Here is a 16,984-nt window from a genome sequence, read left to right on the forward strand (position 1 = left end):
AACCGGCCCCAGAGTCTTTTCCAGCGGTTTTACGTATCGCAGTGCCTGAAATCTTAAAAGATACTAGAAGGCAGCGGCTGAAAAATGCGTTCATCACGCATCAACTATGCCGTCCGCTAAACATCAGGCACGTATCGCAATTTTGTAAAGCCTTATATTTCATCAAATTTTTTGTGAATAGTCAATGGTTTAGGTGGGTTTTCCAATAATATTTGCCTTTGTGTTGTCAGGTGTCTGCTGGCGGGGCGCCTCGATCTGCAAAAAATGGCGGTTAGATAATGGAAGATTGCCACAAATGATGCGTTATTGTCTGAATTTACGACGTTTTTTGCGGGAAAGCGCCGGTTGCTGTGGAAACTTTGAAACAGCCGGGCTGCCTGTGGATAACTTTGTCCGAATCAGGGTAAAATAGGATGTTTTCAGATTGACGTCGATATGCAAGAGTTTTGGCAATCCTGCGTGCATTCCCTGGCCCAGGAACTCCCCCCCGAACAGATGAAGGCATGGGTGCACCCCTTGTCTTTTCTCAGTTTTGATGAAGAACTGGGCGAAGTTCGCGTGTCCGCGCCAAACGCCATCAAACAGAACTGGGCGCGCACCAACTATACCCAGCGCATCCAGGAACTGGCCAGCAACTGGTTCAATCGGCCTGGTATCCGGGTCATCTTCCAGGTCGCACGGCGCGACCACCACGTCTCCCAGGTGCATGGCCCGGCGGTAGCGCCGCCTGCTGGCATGCCTGCTGGTCCAGCGACTGGCACTCCGGCGCCCCGTGAATACACCAACGGCGCGGCCGCCCCGCTCAATGGCCATGGCGCCAGCGCAGCCCTGCATGCGGCAACCCGCACGACAACGGCGGTTGAGCCGGCAGCAACAGGCAAAGAGCCTGTGGTCATTATCGAAACCGTCGGACAGGCGCCTGAAGACCACGTATACAAACGCTCGCATATGAATGCGAACCTGACGTTCGAAAGCCTGGTCATTGGTAAATCCAACCAGCTCGCCAATGCCGCTTCTGCGCAAATTGTTGAAAACCCCGGCGTCTCTTCGTATAACCCGTTTTTTCTGTATGGCAGCACCGGTCTGGGCAAGACGCACCTGATGCACGCCATCGGTAACGCGCTATTTAAGGCCGGCAAGGTCAGCCGCGTTCGTTATATCCATGCAGACCAGTATTATTCCGACATGGTCAAATCGTTCCAGACCAATACTTTTGACGATTTGAAACGGTATTATCATTCGCTGGACCTGCTGCTGATCGATGACATCCAGTTTTTTCGCAAGAAAGAGCGTACGCAGGAAGAGTTCTTTCTGCTCTACGAAACCATGGTGCAGCGCGGCCGGCAAATCGTGATTACTTCCGATACTTATCCGCGCGAATTGCAGGACATCAACAGCCGGCTCACGTCGCGTTTTGATTCGGGCCTCACGGTCCAGATCGAGCCGCCCGAGCTGGAAATGCGGGTAGCCATCCTGTTGCGCAAGGCCGAAGAGAAAACCTCCATTGTCCTGAAGGAAGAAGCGGCGTTTTTCATAGCAAAGCATTTGCGCAGTAATGTCCGGGAGCTGGAGGGCGCGTTGTCCCGGGTGTCGGCATACGCCGGCTTTCATGGCGTGAAAATTATTACGGTCGAATTTTGCAAGGAAGCGCTCAAGGATCTGCTGTCGGTATCAATCGGCCAGATTACCATCGAGAACATCCAGAAAACGGTGGCCGACTTTTACAAGCTGAAGGTCCAGGAAATGTACTCGAAACGTCGACCGGCTAATATTGCCATGGCTCGGCAGATTGCCATGTACCTGGCCAAGGAATTAACGCAGAAAAGCCTGCCGGAAATTGGAGATTCGTTCGGCGGCAGAGATCACACAACGGTGCTGCATGCAGTTCGCAAGATTACGGAACAGCGTGCCAAGAACGCCGAGTTGAATCACCAGTTACACGTATTGGAACAAACCTTAAAAGGATAATCATGCAACTGTTACAAGCGAATCGCGATGCGCTGCTCAAACCGCTGCAAACGGTCGCCGGGATTGTAGAGCGCCGGCACACGATGCCGATCCTGGCAAATATTCTGTTGCGTAAAGAGGGGAATAAAATTGCGTTTGTGGCAACTGACCTAGAGGTCCAGATCACCACGCATGCCGACTTCGGCGTGGGTGACGATGTGGAGTCTACAACGGTTGCCGCACGCAAGCTGCTTGACTTTGTACGCGCACTGCCCGCGGCCAATGAAGTCAAACTCAAGCTGCAGGACGGCAAACTGGGTATTCAGTCTGGTCGAAGCCGGCTGGAGCTGCAAACCCTGAGCGGGTCCGAGTACCCGACCGTATCTGTACCCGAGAGCTGGAACGTGTCTTTCACAATGCCGCAAAAGGCATTGCGCAAGCTGTTCGGCATGGTGCACTTTTCCATGGCGCAGCAGGACATCCGTTATTACCTGAATGGTACGCTCATGGTGTTCGAGCCTGGCATGGTGCGCGCCGTAGCCACTGACGGTCACCGTCTGGCCCATGCCGCTGAAGATATTGAAGGCATTCAGTCTTCCAGCGAAGTTATCCTGCCGCGCAAAACCGTTCTTGAAGTGCAGCGTCTGCTGGACGATAGCGACGAGCCCGTCAATATTGATGTGTCGGCTAGTCAGATCCGTTTCACTTTCGGTGACATTGAATTGATTTCCAAGCTTGTCGAAGGCAAGTTCCCCGATTTCAAACGTGTTATCCCTACTGATTACACACGTCATTTCAACGTTAACCGCGAAGCGCTGCAAAGCAGTTTGCACATTGCATCCATTCTGATGACCGATAAGCTCAAAGGCATCAAGCTGAATCTGGAAAACAATCTGCTGCAAATGAAATATATCAATGCAGATCAGGAAAATGCCCAGGACGAAATCGAGATTGATTACAGCTTTGAGCCGCTTAGCGTTGGCTTTAATGTGACCTATCTGCAGGACGTGCTTTCCATGGCGAAAACAGACGAAGTAATCTGGTCGGTCAAGCCTGATGTCAACGCCTCGGCGCTGATTACCCTGCCCGATGAAAAGCACTTCAAATACGTTGTCATGCCAATGCGTATCTAAAATCGTGACAGCCGGCCCAATCTTTGCCCTGCAAAGGGATGGCCGGTTATTGTTCACAGCGGGGTGCAACCGCGACACGTGCCGGCAAATTATTTTTAATTTCAGTTGAAATATTGCTGCTGCGTTCAGGCAGTTGCTCCCGCCAAAGCAGTTAATTAATAGAAGAGTTACCAAAACTATGTCAGAAAATACCCAGCCAGTTCAGCAAAACGAATACGGCGCCGATTCCATCAGAATGCTCAAGGGCCTGGAGGCCGTGCGCAAGCGCCCCGGCATGTACATTGGCGATACATCGGATGGCACCGGTCTGCACCACATGATTTTCGAAGTGGTGGACAACGCGATCGACGAAGCGCTGGCGGGATATTGCGATGATATCGTGGTGACCATTCACACCGACAATTCCATTTCCGTGACCGATAACGGTCGTGGTATTCCAACTGACATACACAAGGGTGACGAGTTCCACCGCAGCGCGGCTGAAATCGTGATGACAGAACTGCACGCCGGCGGCAAGTTCGATCAGAACTCCTATAAAGTGTCGGGCGGCCTGCATGGCGTGGGTGTATCCTGCGTAAACGCATTGTCCGAATGGCTGCGTCTGACTATTCGTCGCAATGGTCAGGTCCATAACATGGAGTTCCGTCGCGGTGAGCGTGTAGAGCCGCTCAAGGTCGTTGGCTCGACCGATAAAACCGGCACCGAAGTGCGCTATCTGGCCGATGGTCAGATTTTCGAGAACATTGAGTACCATTACGAGATCCTGTCCAAGCGACTGCGTGAATTATCGTTCCTGAACAATGGCGTGAAGGTGCGTCTGGTTGATGAACGCCAGGGCAAGGAAGAGAACTTTGCATTCTCTGGCGGCGTAAAAGGGTTTGTTGAATACATCAATCGCACAAAAACGGTTCTGCATCCTAATGTGTTTGCCGTATCCACAGAGTCTAACGGCGATGGCCCGCCGATTACCGTTGATGTGGCCATGCAGTGGAATGACAGTTATGGTGAAAGTGTTTTGTGCTTTACCAATAACATTCCACAGCGCGATGGCGGTACTCACCTGACCGGTTTGCGTGCTGCGATGACACGTGTCATCAACAAGTACATCGGCGACAACGAAATGGCCAAGAAAGCCAAGGTTGACACCACCGGCGACGATATGCGCGAAGGCTTGAGTTGCGTGCTGTCGGTCAAGGTGCCCGAGCCCAAGTTCAGCTCTCAGACCAAGGAAAAGCTGGTCTCCAGTGAAGTGCGTCCGGCGGTGGAAGAGGCCGTGGCCCGCACGCTGGAAACCTGGCTGCTTGAAAACCCCACCGATGCAAAAGCCATTTGCGCCAAAATCGTGGACGCAGCACGGGCTCGCGAGGCCGCGCGCCGCGCACGCGAGATGACTCGACGCAAAAGCGTACTCGAGGGTGCTGGCCTGCCTGGTAAACTGGCCGATTGCCAGGAAAAAGATCCTGCAAAATCTGAAATCTATATTGTGGAGGGCGACTCTGCGGGCGGTTCTGCCAAACAGGGCGCGATCGCAAGTTTCAGGCTATTCTGCCACTGCGCGGCAAAGTGCTGAACGTGGAAAAAGCGCGCTTTGACAAACTGATTGCCAGCGAGCAGATCACAACCCTGATTACTGCATTGGGTACCAGCATTGGGCCGGATTTCAATGTGGAAAAACTGCGCTATCACCGCATCATTATCATGACCGATGCCGACGTTGACGGCGCGCACATTCGTACACTGTTGCTCACGCTGTTGTATCGCCAGATGCCGGAGCTGGTTGAGCGTGGCTACGTTTATATTGCCCAGCCGCCGCTTTACCGGGTCAAATGGGGCCGTGAAGAACGCTATCTGAAGGACCAGGCTGAAGAGGCCCAGTTCATGATGCAGGTCGCGCTCAAAGACGCCGGGCTGGAGCCTCAGGGCGGCGCGGATGTGATTACAGGTGACGCCCTGGCAGAGCTGGCTCGCCAGTATGTGATTTCCGATAGCGTGATTCACCGCTTGTCCAAAATCATGGACGTGGAAGCCTTGTCTGCCATTGCCGAAGGCGTGGTGATTAATCTGGACGACGATGCGTCTGCCAAGGCATCTGCCGAACAGATGCAGGCCGCCCTGCACGATCCAATACATCCACAAGCGGTTAGTGTCACCGCAGAGTTTGATCAGGAAACCGAGAAGTACCGCCTTGTGTTGCGTCGTATGCATCACGGCAATATCAAGGTGACCATATTTGACAGCCGCTTTGTTGAAGGCACCGATTACGGCGTCATGTCACGTGCAGCACATACCTTCAACGGCCTTATCGACAAAGGCGCACGCGTCTACCGTGGGGAAGGCGATAAGCGCAAGGAACAGTATGTGAGTGACTTCCGCGAGGCCATCCAGTGGCTGCGCAGCGAAGCCGATCGCGTGGTCAGCAAGCAACGCTATAAAGGTCTGGGTGAGATGAATCCCGGCCAGCTGTGGGAAACGACCATGGATCCAAATGTACGCCGCCTGTTGCGCGTACAGATTGAAGACGCGATTGCCGCTGATGAAATGTTCACTACACTCATGGGCGACCAAGTCGAACCACGCCGCGCGTTTATTGAGCGCAATGCATTGATGGCGGGGAATCTGGATGTGTAGGTGTTGTCGAGTCTCACAATTAGTGAAATCGTCTCACAATTGATGCAATTGGAATCTCACAATTAGTGAGAATATTCGGACACTAGAGCATTTAATAAAACAATAGGCAAATATCTTAGAAATATTTGCCTATTGTTTTATTATCTTTAACGTTTGCGAGTTTATTTGAGGCGAAAACGGTCAGGTGGTTGACTCACGTGCTTATCGATATAAGCCGTATCGTAATTTGAGTAGCGACTTTACGTTGGATTATGCCCACATTTTTTTCATCAATGTAGTCATATGTACGACTTCTTAGATTTTTGTTCCGTAGGCGCTTCGCAGTTACGGCATTTAGGTATTGTCAAGTGGCAAAGGTCTTAGTAGTTTTTATAGGTAATGTAATTACGAATAAACAGCCGATAACTAAAATTACCCCTATCCATCCCATAACAGCCAGACGTTCACCAACAATGAATACCGCTAGCATTGCTGCCACCGCAGGCTCTATCAAGGTTATTGTGGTCGCGGTACTGGCAGGTATGCGGGCTAAGCCGTACCCGAAACATACATATCCGATGAACATAGGCACTGTTGCCATATAGGCACCGACAGCAAAATTCTCGACGGATTCCAAAAGTGGCGCCCCTGTTATCAGTAATACTGGCATAAGCAAAATACCGCCAATACCAAATGTTGAACCCATGGCAGCTTGTGATGAAATCCCAGTTTGCATCATACGCCACGCGGTCCATGAGTAAAGAGCATAAGTAAATCCTGCAACCAGGCCGAGCAAAACGCCTAGTATTCCTAAAGATGAAGGGTCTACTTCACCATGCCCCTTTGCCTTCGCGAAGCAAATAAGTAACATCCCAGCCAAACCCAACGCAGCCCCAGATATCCATCGTTTAGATAGACGTAAACCATCCATACGGTTTTCAATGAGGGCGGATAAAAGAGGGGCAGAACCAATTGTGATTACCGTTCCTATCGTTACACCAGCAAACCGCATCGAAGCGTAGAAGGCGAGTGGGTATATCGCAACTGCTAGCGCACCGAAAATCAAAAGCCGCCATTGTTCAAGCAACCGTGCACGACTTTTTTCTATTGCGCGATAGGCGATGGCCGCTTGCAGCAACCCTCCAATACCCATTGCAACAGAGCCTATCGCAGCAGGACTCACATTTGGTGCAAACGATGCTGCCGTTCCCGTTGTTCCCCACAGGAAAGCAGCAATCAAAACACCCACTATGCCCAAGGCACTATTGTTAGCATGAAAACTCATTATGACTTCAACATCGTAATTGCTATTTGTATGGCTTGGGTTAAGCGCATACTGTTACCCTCAAGCCCAGCTCTAGAAATAGAGCCTTCAAGTAGAAACGAAAAATGTGTAGCCAACTGCGTGGCTTGCTCCGCATTTCCTTGGAAATAGACAATCAAATGCGATTTTAAAATCTCTTCAACCTGCTCTTTATGCCTCCGAACAGCCTCTCGCCCTGGAGCTCCCACAGGTAGCTCCGCAGCGGCATTTAACAAACCACATCCACGGAAACCTTTCTCATATGCGAACTCGGCATGATCTTGGTAAGCCAAAAAAACACTGATTATTTTGTCCTGAACCGTATCGGCCTTTATAAGGCGCAACTGATACAGCTCCAACCACTCCGCATGCCTAGCTTCAATGTAAGTTGCGATTAACTCAGCTTTCGATGAAAAATTGTTGTAGAGACTCTTTTTGGCAACACCTGCTCTTTCTACAATATGATCGATGCCAGAAGCCGCGAGTCCATCGTTATAGAAAAGAATAGAAGCTGCTTCGAGCAATCGTGCCTTCGCGCTTCTCTGAGAATCTTTATCTTGAGTCATAGTAGGTGTTTGCATTAGTAGTTAGACTAGTATACATACTAATGCGGCTTTTGAATATCAATTTTAATATTCCATAGAGAATTGGGATATTTCAATGCATTAAATATAGACCCAGAGCATACAAAAAGTGATGTCTTTTTGGTTCTAAAATATTTGCATTATTTGTGAGACCAACTCCGGAAATTTTCATTAATTATGAGATTTTGAAAAGTGCCTGTCTCACAATTAATGAAAAAAGCCTTTAAAATCAAGCAAACTATTTTCACCAATTGTGAGACTCGACAGTAGGTGTGTAGGTTCTCATAATTAGCGAAAAATTCTCACAATTAATGAAAATCGATTCTCATAATTAGTGAAAAAAATTTGTAGCGATACAGATTGCCAAACAGGCTCCGAAGTTTTATCGGAGCCTGTTTTTATTTGCGCGCAGGGTATCTTTCCTTTCAAGGATTCGCAACATTTTTACTAGGGTATGTGCAGCAGCATTTCTGGTGGCGTTCGCAGTACCGCCTAAAACCTGTTTGATATGCAGGCGATCAAAGCGAACCCTCGGGCGCAGCATCTATATAAACCTTCATATCGGATTATCCTTTATCGCATGTTGGATCATTGGCAAAGGTTGATGCGCCATGTTGGACCAGCTTGCGTCCGGACAGTTTACGCAAGGCGACGTAGAACACGGGGGTCAGAAACAGGCCGAACAACGTGACACCCAACATGCCGGCGAACACCGTGACGCCAGTCGCTGCGCGAATTTCTGCGCCGGCACCGTGGGAGAACAGCAATGGAACGGTGCCAGCGATGAAGGCAATGGAGGTCATGACTATCGGACGCAGCCGCAGGTGGCAGGCCTCCAGCGCCGCCTCGATGATACCTCTGCCCTGCATTTCCAGCTCACGAGCAAACTCAACGATCAGGATCGCATTCTTGCATGCCAGGCCTATCAGCACAACCAGGCCGACCTGTACGAATACATTGTTGTCGCCACCGGTCAGCCACACGCCGAACAGCGCGGACAACAGACACATTGGCACGATCAGGATCACGGCCAGCGGTAGCGTCCAACTCTCGTATAACGCGGCAAGCACCAGGAACACCAGCAGCACGGCGACCGGGAATACCACTAATGCCGCCTTGCCTTGCGTGGCCTGTTGGTAGCTAAGATCCGTCCATTCGATTTGCATGCCAGGCGGCAGCACCTTTTGCGCCAATTCGGCGATTTTGCCCATCACCTCATTCGAAGACAACACGCGCGGATCAGCGCCACCGGCCAGGTCGGCGGCCGGATAGCCATTGAAGCGCAGCACCGGATCGGGTCCGAAGGTCTGTTTGATCTTCACCACGCTACCAATCGGCACCATCTCGCCGCGGTCATTGCGGGTGCGCAGATTGGCGATATCTTCAATATCGTCGCGGAACTCGGCGTCAGCCTGTGCGATTACCTGCCAGGTGCGGCCGAACTGGTTGAAATCATTGACGTAGGCCGACCCGAGATAGGTCTGTAAGGTGTCGAATACGCTGGTCAATGGCACACCCTGCGCCTTGGCCTTGACGCGATCCACTTCAGCATCAAACTGTGGCACGTTGGCCCGATAGCTGCTAGCCGGATAGGTCATGCCAGGCGTCTGCGAAATCGCGCCTTGCAGCGCCCCCATGACGTTTTGCAGGGCGCCGTATCCCATGCCTGCGCGGTCTTCAACGTACAAGGAATAGCCTGCGCCATTGCCAAGCCCCAGGATCGGCGGTGGCAAGATTGAGAACGTGACGCCTTCCTGCAATGCAGAAATCTTCTGGTTGATTTCAGCATTGATTTGCGCGGCACTGCGTTTGCGTTCAGAAAACGGCTTCAGGACAGGGAAAGTCGCTCCCGTATTCGGTGAATTCGTGTTCTGCAATGGGTTCAAGCCCGGAAATGTCACCGTATGCGCCACGCCCTCTGTGTTCATGGCGATGTCGACAACCTTTCTGAGCAGCGCGTCGGTGCGTTCGAGCGATGCGCCTGCTGGCAGGATGACACCGGTGACAAGATAGCCTTTGTCCTGGTCGGGTACGAAGCCGCCTGGTACCGCCTTGAACATCACGCCGGTACCGAGCAACAACAACGCATACACCAGGAATACCGCGCCGCGCCTGCCCAGCACGCGAGATACAGCGCCTGATATTGAGCAGCACTCTTTTGGAAGAACCGGTTGAACGGACGAAATAGCCAGCCGAACAAGCGGTCGATCACGCGCGACGGGGCATCTTTTGGGGCATCGTGCGGCTTGAGCAACAGCGCAGCCAGGGCAGGAGACAGGGTCAGGGAGTTGACCGCCGAGATCAACGTGGAGATGGCGATGGTGGTGGCGAACTGCTTGTAGAACTCGCCGGTCACCCCCGAGAGGAACGCCATGGGCACGAATACCGCGCACAGCACCAGTGCAATGGCGACGATCGGACCGGAAACCTCCGTCATCGCCTGATGCGCGGCGGCCATCGGGGTCAGCCCTTGCTCTATGTTGCGCTCGACGTTCTCGACCACGACGATGGCGTCGTCGACCACGATGCCGATCGCGAGCACCAGTCCGAACAGGCTCAGGGTGTTGATCGAGAAGCCCAGCAGGTACAGCCCCGCGAAGGTGCCAACGACCGACACCGGCACCGCAACCAACGGGATGATCGAGGCGCGCCAGGTCTGCAGGAACAGGATGACCACCAACACGACCAGCAGTACTGCCTCCAGCAGCGTGCTGACGACTGCCTTGATCGAGTCGCGCACAAAGATGGTGGTGTCATACACCGACTCATAGCTGACGCCGGGTGGGAATCCCTTCTGGATCTCATCCATCGTGGTAATCACCTGGTTTCGGATGTCCAGCACATTGGCGCCGGGTGTCTGGAATATTGGCAACGCCACGGTGTTCTTGCCGTCCAATTGTGCGCGCAAGCTATAGTCGTTTGCGCCAAGCTCCAGACGAGCCACATCGCGCAGGCGCACAATCTGGCCGTCGCGACCGCTCTTGAGCACGATATCGCCGAATTCCTCGATGGTGCTCAATCGTCCCTTCGCATTAATCAAGCTCAGAAATTGACTATTGGGCATCGGTTCGGCGCCAATCTGGCCAGCTGACACTTGCACGTTCTGCTCGCGCATTGCCGTGACGACGTCGCTTGCGGTCAGGTTGCGGGCGGCAATCTTTCCAGGATCGAGCCAGGCTCGCATCGCGTAGTCGCCGCCGCCAAACACCCCGACGTCGCCGACACCGGGAATCCGTGCAAGCGTGTCCTTGACATGCAAGCGCGCGTAATTGCGTAGATACTGCGAATCGTAGCGGTCATCCGGCGAGACGAGATTAACAACCATCAGGAATGTCGGTGACTGCTTTTGTACGGTCACGCCCTGGCGGCGCACGTCTTCGGGCAGACGCGCTTGCGCCTGGGCAACGCGGTTTTGCACACGCACGGTGGCATCGTCGGCATTAGTGCCAGGCGAAACGTCACAGTCATCTGCAGCACGCCATCAGAGCCGGCGACCGACTTCGAGTACATCATGCCTTCCACGCCGTTGATCGCTTCTTCCAGGGGGGCGGACACGGTTTCGGCAATGACCTTGGGGTTGGCGCCCGGATACACGGTGCGCACCACCACTGACGGTGGCACGACGTTAGGGTATTCGTCAGCCGGCAGGATCGGGATCGTAATCAGGCCGGCGGCGAAAATCACGATAGACAGGACCGCAGCGAAGATCGGGCGGTTGATGAAAAACTTTGAAAAATCCATGGCGCCGATTTCCTCAGTTATTCGCTATGTTCGCTGCGATCGGCTGCATCGGCACGGCTTTCGCAGCAACCGGAAGGCCCGGCATGTACACTTTATCCACGCCGTCGATGATCACCTTGTCGCCAGGGGCGAGGCCGCTTTCGACAATGCGCAGGCCGTTGGCCTTGCGGCCAAGCTTGACGTCGTGGCGCTGGGCCTTACCGTTCTCATCAACAACCCACACGTATTTGCGATCCTGGTCGGTCAACACCGCCTTGTCGTTGATCAGCAGCGCATCGAACTGCCCGCTACCGAGCAGGCGCACGCGTGCAAACAGGCCGGGAGTGAGAGCCCCGTCTTTGTTGTCCAGTACGGCACGCATACGAATAGTGCCGGTATTGCTGTCGATCTGGTTGTCAAGAAAGTCTACGGTACCGCGATGCGGGAATCCATCTTCGTCCGATAAGCCGACCTGTACGGGCAATTTGCCGTCCAGATCGCTACCACGCCGACCGTTGCGCGCCATTTGCGCATAACGCAGGAACGCACTTTCATCGGCGTTGAAATACACGTATACCTTTTCCTGCGAGACCAGCGTGGTCAGTACACTGCCTGCATCGTCGGCGCTAACCAGATTGCCGGCTGTGACTTCGGCCCTGCCTGCAAGGCCCGAAATCGGTGCGCGCACTTGTGTCCACTCAACGTCCAGAAGTGCGGCATTCACGGCAGCCTGCGCCGCCTGCGCATCCGTTTGTGCGACTGCGGCGGCAGTGCGTCGTTGTTCGTACATCTCGGTGGACACGGCCCGCTGAGCGACCAGCATCTGCGCCCGCTTGGCTTCGCTGGCACTTTGGCTGGCACGAGCGCGGGCGCGCGCCAGTTGGGCTTGGGCCTGTGCCAGGACAGTGCGGTAGCTGCGCGCATCGATGACGAACAGCACATCGCCCTTGTGCACCTGGCTACCTTCGGTGTAGGCGACGCGCTCAATGTAGCCGGAGACGCGCGGGCGCAGTTTAACGGTTTCAACCGCATTAATACGGCCGTTGTAGTCGTCCACAGTCTGACCTCTTGCAGTGCTACTTGGGCGACGCTGACTGAGGGAGGTGGCATGGACGCCGTTTTGGGCTGGTCACTGCAGCCAGTCAACATCATAACGGTCATGGCACTGACAACCCAGGCGGCCAATATTGGCCGCTTACGGTAAGACATAATGAAGGAATACATTGAAGGTGCTTCTGTTGAAAATGAAAGGAAAAATTAAAACGGGGGACGTGGATCACAACGGCAAAGCCGCGTGTCGCTCGGCGCTGAGCGCAGAATTCATTTCGGTCTGGCGAGCTCAAATGCCACTTGAAATACAATATAGTCTTAACCGTAAAATTGATAAATAGTGAAGAATGCGATAGACTGTTGACTGCAAAGACAACAATTGCTGCGAATTAATCAAGCCATTCCAGCGTGTCGGGTTCATCCCGATCTGTTGGTTGATACCTACAGTTAAAAGCCACCTACCATGACTACGAGCACATTAATAGATCTACCAGAAATGAGATTATTCGCTGCGGTTGTAACCGATGGCTCCTTCACGGCGGCCGCGGATCGACTTGGCACGGATAAGGCACGCGTTAGCCGCATCGTCCGGCGTATGGAAGAAAAACTCGGCGCGCAGCTTCTTACCCGATCGACACGTCGTCTTAGCGTTACCGAGGTCGGGCGCGACTATTTCGAACGCGCCATGTGCATCCTGACTGCCGCTGAGGCAGCCCAGGCTTCGGTAGCGCAGCAGTCCAGAGAGCCAAAAGGATTGATCAAAATCACGGCGGGCGCTGAGTTCGGGACGATGGTCGTGGACGAATGGATTGCGGCGTTTCTGCGGCAGTCACCGAAGGTGACGGTGGAGGCGGAATACACCAGCCGCCTGGTCGACATCATTCATGAAGGATTTGATATCGCGATTCGTGTCGGTACGCTCGACGATTCAGGGCTTTCTGCGCGCAAGCTCGGCGAGATGGTTTTCGGGCTGTATGCAGCCCCTAATTATCTGAACCGCGCACCGGCGTTATCCACCGTTAGCGATCTGAAGCATCACGATCTGATCATGACGAAGGCGCGTGGCCGCTCGAACTGGACCCTTGTCAATGGACCAAACACAGAGAGGATCACGGCGTCCCCGCGCTGTGCGGTCAATAGTACGATCTCTGCGAGAAACCTGGCGCTTGCAGGCCTTGGGATCGCGCAGTTGCCTCGTTTCATGGCCGAGCCGTATCTGACCGATGGCACGTTGTCGTGGGTACTTCCTGATTGGGCAGATGCACCCGCGCCGGTTCACGCCGTATTCGCATCAAGCCGGTATATGGATCCCAAAGTACGCAGTTTTGTGGATCTTATTCTGAGCACGTTCAAATGCGGATACTGTAGTTCACAGAAAATGACGGACCGACAGGAGCAGATTGCAGCTTAGAAACTTACCACTGCACCCATCGAATTATCAACTGATTTCTTTCTCACTCCGTGCAAGCAGGGTTCGTTGAATGAAATCGTCAATGTCTTCTTGCGCCTCTTTTAACAGTCCTTCAGAAGGAAGCGTAAAAAGGTGTTCGCTGTAGCCAAATAGAAGTGCGTCCAATTGGCGTGCTACGCGCTGTGCATCAACGCTGCAGAACACGCGTTCGTTCATTCCAGATACGATGATATCGGTCAGGACTTGATGCCAGCGGTCCAGGAACGATTCCATCAGCTCTGAGTAGGCCTTGTTATGGGTCGATAGCAGCCACAAGGAACTGTAAAGTTTTCTGGTAGGGTCCGGTGCTTCGGACACAATGCCATCAATAAACTCCTGTAGTTTTTGGCGCGCGGGCATTGGTGCGATGATAGATTGGAACTCGTCCAGTTCATCATGCATAAAGCCCGATATTGCTTCAATGGACAGCGATTGCCAGTCTTTAAAATAATGATAAATATGGCTGCGAGCAACGCCTAAGCGGTCTGTCAGGTCACGCGTAGTGACTTTCTCTATACCTTTTTCCATAAACAGGTCAATAACGGCCTTAAGAATCTTTTCTTTCATTAACTCAGATTTAGCTTTCAATTTTGGATTCCTGTTGACTTTGAGCGATTGCTCAATTACTATACATCTCAATATTGAGCGCGTGCTCAATTTAATATTAACAGAAATATCATAATGAATCCCCAAACTGCCTCGGCGCGATCAGCGACCGGGAATGCCTCCAATACCTTGAAGTTACTGGCCAGTCGGCATCGTAAAAAGTTAGCAATTACGTTTTTTCTGGTTGTTGCAGAGAACGTTACGTATCTGATGTACCCGATTTTAGCCGGAGTAGCCATTAATGCCATGCTGTCAGGCCAGACATTGAATGCTGTGCTTTACGGTGTGATGATTTTATTTATCTGGCTGCTCGGTGCTGCGCGCCGCAGTCTGGATACACGCACTTTCGCCAGAATATACGCCGGTCTGGCGGTCTCGGTCGTGCTTGCGCAACGTCAAAATAACCTCAATCACTCTACCGTTGCTGCGCGAGTAGCCTTTCCAGGGAGTTTGTGGATTTTTTCGAGTTGCACTTGCCTATGCTTTTTACATCGCTGGTCTCCATGCTTGGAGCGGCCGTGATGTTGCTGCTTATTGAACTCTGGGCGGGTATCGGGTGTTTGGTCATACTGGTGTTTCTTGCATGCTTTCTTTCCGGCTATACAAGAAAAAATGAAGTGCTGTTTAACAAGCTCAATAATCGTCTGGAAAAAGAGGTTGATTTCGTAAACAGGGCGACAACGCTATCGTTGGAACGACATTACTCGACCCTGGCAAAATTGCGCATACGGCTTTCCGACCGCGAAGCACTGGGTTATTTGTCAATCGGCGCGCTTGTGGCTTTGCTCTTTAGCTTGACTATTGCATGGATGACTCAGTCAGAGGAAATCAGCGCCGGACATATCTATTCGGTGATGACCTATATGTGGATGTTTGCTACGAGCCTGGATGATGGTCCCAAACTCCTGGAGAAATATTCGCAACTTAAAGATATAGGTAGGCGAGTGAGTACAGAGACTGGCCTTGATGCCAATCGTTGATTTACGCCCCCGTAACAGGCTGGTGATATTTTCTGAGGAATTTTGTCACAATAGCAAGCGATGAACCGTCAATAAGGTATTGCTACTACTGTAGGGGGGAGTGGAACATGGTTTCCAGGTATCGACCAGGGCAATTGCACGCAGGATCAAGCACGGCGTTGGAACCTGACACGACATATTTGCACTTTTTTGAGCAGGAGCGCCCGCGTCTGCTTGGCATTGCATACCGGATTCTAGGCTCTCGCGCGGAGGCAGAAGACGCGGTGCAGGACACCTTCCTGCGCTGGCAGGCGCTGGATATCGAGGGCATCGAGTCTCCGGGTGCCTGGTTGACCACCGCCTGCACACGGCGCGCGATCGATCTTCTGCGCGCCTCATATCGCAGCCGTGTCGATTATGTGGGCAACTGGCTGCCAGAACCGGTTCACACGTTCACGGACAATAGTGTAGAGGCGCAAATGGAGCTCTCCTCATCACTATCGACCGCCTTTTTACTCATGCTGGAACGGCTAACCCCGAAGGAACGAGCTGCATACCTGCTCTACGAGATATTTGACATGTCCTACGCCGACGTCGCTCGGCGCTCGAGGTCAATGAGCCGGCCTGTCGCAAGTTGGTATCGCGGGCCAAATCGCGGATTGGCGACGACCAGGTGAGGTATCGGCCTGCGGTGGCACGGCAGGAAGCACTTCTCTCTGCTTTCGAAAATGCGATCCGCACCGGAGATCCTCGCTCTCTGGCCGCGACGCTGGCGAGCGACGTGCGCCTGACCGCCGATGGCGGAGGGAAGGCGGCTGCTGTGATGGAGATCCTGGAGGGCGAGGCAGTACTACGGTTCCTCACGGACTATCTGCTAAGGTGGTGGCCTGCCTACCAATGGGAATTGGCCGAACTGAACGGATCGAAAGGGCTTGTCTTAAGAGAGCAAGACAGCATCGTTGCCATTGTTTCTTTCGCTTTCGATCATACCGACCACATTACGGATATTTTCATTGTACGCAACCCAGACAAGCTGGCAGGTTTTGACGCGGTTAAACTGCATTGAAGGCAAAGGCTATTGAATAAAGAGGGCTACCTGTCGGTGTCATTCTATTGAGCATTTATCCCGGTAAAGACATGTCTTGCACCGGGATTTTTTTGCCTGGCAGGAAAGCGCTGCAGTTTTGTTCAAAATAAATCCGGAACGCGTCACAGATGCCTCTGTTCAAACGTCATAAGGGTATGGGAATGTTCCCAATATCTGCAGCGCGTCGCTGCAACGTTTCAGGAGAATATCATGAGCAAAAAAGCATTTTATGTTCGACACCATGCAAAACCCGGCAAGCGCGAAGAAGTAAAGCTTATCTGGGAGAAATATGCCCGTGCCTATGTGGAAGAAATGAAAGGGCAGATTTATTATGTCTATGGCTTCGACGACACCGATCCCGACGTGATCGTTGCCTATCAGTTATCTGACGGTGAGGCCACTTCGGCGGATTTTGTCAAACAGCCGTGGTTTGCGGATTACCAGCGAGAGACCGCAGCGTTGCTGGCCGCTCCCAGCGAGCTTCGGTCAATCACGCCCCAATGGATCAAGGGAGACACGGTCTGATTATTGGCAGCCG

General features: G+C 52.8%; 9 protein-coding genes and 4 pseudogenes. 8 read left to right on the plus strand and 5 right to left on the minus strand.

The genetic code is table 11. The features are described from left to right. The first annotated feature begins 435 nt into the window (after nucleotides 1-435). The 3 genes and pseudogenes from dnaA to gyrB all read left to right on the plus strand — a co-directional run bounded on the left by dnaA (nucleotide 436) and on the right by gyrB (nucleotide 5,708). Entirely contained in the window at nucleotides 436-1,968 is a 1,533-nt protein-coding gene (gene dnaA / locus TKWG_RS00005; RefSeq protein ID WP_041708777.1) for a chromosomal replication initiator protein DnaA, read from the plus strand. 2 nt (nucleotides 1,969-1,970) lie between these two features. Then, the gene (gene dnaN / locus TKWG_RS00010; protein WP_014748831.1) at nucleotides 1,971-3,080 is read left to right on the plus strand and encodes a DNA polymerase III subunit beta; all 1,110 of its coding nucleotides are present in this window, start codon (nucleotides 1,971-1,973) and stop codon (nucleotides 3,078-3,080) included. 178 nt (nucleotides 3,081-3,258) lie between these two features. Next, nucleotides 3,259-5,708, plus strand: a pseudogene (gyrB, locus tag TKWG_RS00015) (DNA topoisomerase (ATP-hydrolyzing) subunit B). 343 nt (nucleotides 5,709-6,051) lie between these two features. Here the strand turns inward: gyrB and TKWG_RS00020 are convergent. The 4 genes and pseudogenes from TKWG_RS00020 to TKWG_RS00035 form a co-directional block, all read right to left on the minus strand. Next, nucleotides 6,052-6,972, minus strand: coding sequence for a DMT family transporter (locus tag TKWG_RS00020; protein WP_014748832.1), 921 nt, complete (start codon nucleotides 6,970-6,972; stop codon nucleotides 6,052-6,054). Further along, nucleotides 6,972-7,556 carry a TetR/AcrR family transcriptional regulator gene (locus tag TKWG_RS00025; RefSeq protein ID WP_014748833.1) on the minus strand — a complete coding sequence of 195 codons (585 nt, stop codon included), beginning with the start codon at nucleotides 7,554-7,556 and terminating at the stop codon, nucleotides 6,972-6,974. The genes TKWG_RS00020 and TKWG_RS00025 overlap by 1 nt, the downstream gene beginning before the upstream one ends. Before the next feature lie 584 nt (nucleotides 7,557-8,140). Beyond that, nucleotides 8,141-11,315, minus strand: a pseudogene (locus tag TKWG_RS24210) (efflux RND transporter permease subunit). 13 nt (nucleotides 11,316-11,328) lie between these two features. Then, nucleotides 11,329-12,503 (minus strand): annotated as a pseudogene (locus TKWG_RS00035) (efflux RND transporter periplasmic adaptor subunit). 304 nt (nucleotides 12,504-12,807) lie between these two features. Here TKWG_RS00035 and TKWG_RS00040 point away from each other — a divergent pair. Continuing rightward, nucleotides 12,808-13,755 (plus strand): LysR family transcriptional regulator, encoded by a 948-nt coding sequence (locus TKWG_RS00040; protein WP_202947745.1) that lies wholly within the window; start codon nucleotides 12,808-12,810, stop codon nucleotides 13,753-13,755. Nucleotides 13,756-13,782: 27 nt separating this feature from the next. Here the strand turns inward: TKWG_RS00040 and TKWG_RS00045 are convergent, their stop codons facing one another. After that, a complete protein-coding gene (locus TKWG_RS00045; RefSeq protein ID WP_014748837.1) occupies nucleotides 13,783-14,382 on the minus strand; it encodes a TetR/AcrR family transcriptional regulator in 600 nt (199 codons plus the stop codon). A gap of 93 nt (nucleotides 14,383-14,475) precedes the next feature. Between TKWG_RS00045 and TKWG_RS24215 the strand changes: the two are divergent. The 4 genes and pseudogenes from TKWG_RS24215 (at nucleotide 14,476) to TKWG_RS00060 (ending at nucleotide 16,971) form a co-directional block, all read left to right on the plus strand. After that, nucleotides 14,476-15,380 (plus strand): annotated as a pseudogene (locus TKWG_RS24215) (ABC transporter six-transmembrane domain-containing protein). Between the two features lie 107 nt (nucleotides 15,381-15,487). Next, entirely contained in the window at nucleotides 15,488-16,036 is a 549-nt protein-coding gene (locus TKWG_RS23840; RefSeq protein ID WP_202947747.1) for a sigma-70 family RNA polymerase sigma factor, read from the plus strand. Further along, on the plus strand, nucleotides 16,033-16,425 hold the full coding sequence (locus tag TKWG_RS23845; RefSeq protein WP_202947748.1) for a sigma-70 family RNA polymerase sigma factor family protein: 393 nt from the start codon (nucleotides 16,033-16,035) through the stop codon (nucleotides 16,423-16,425). The genes TKWG_RS23840 and TKWG_RS23845 overlap by 4 nt, the downstream gene beginning before the upstream one ends. 231 nt (nucleotides 16,426-16,656) lie before the next feature. Beyond that, the gene (locus TKWG_RS00060) at nucleotides 16,657-16,971 is read left to right on the plus strand and encodes a putative quinol monooxygenase (RefSeq protein WP_014748840.1); all 315 of its coding nucleotides are present in this window, start codon (nucleotides 16,657-16,659) and stop codon (nucleotides 16,969-16,971) included. Nucleotides 16,972-16,984 lie beyond the last annotated feature (13 nt).

This window comes from Advenella kashmirensis WT001, assembly GCF_000219915.2.
Lineage (GTDB): Bacteria > Pseudomonadota > Gammaproteobacteria > Burkholderiales > Burkholderiaceae_B > Advenella > Advenella kashmirensis.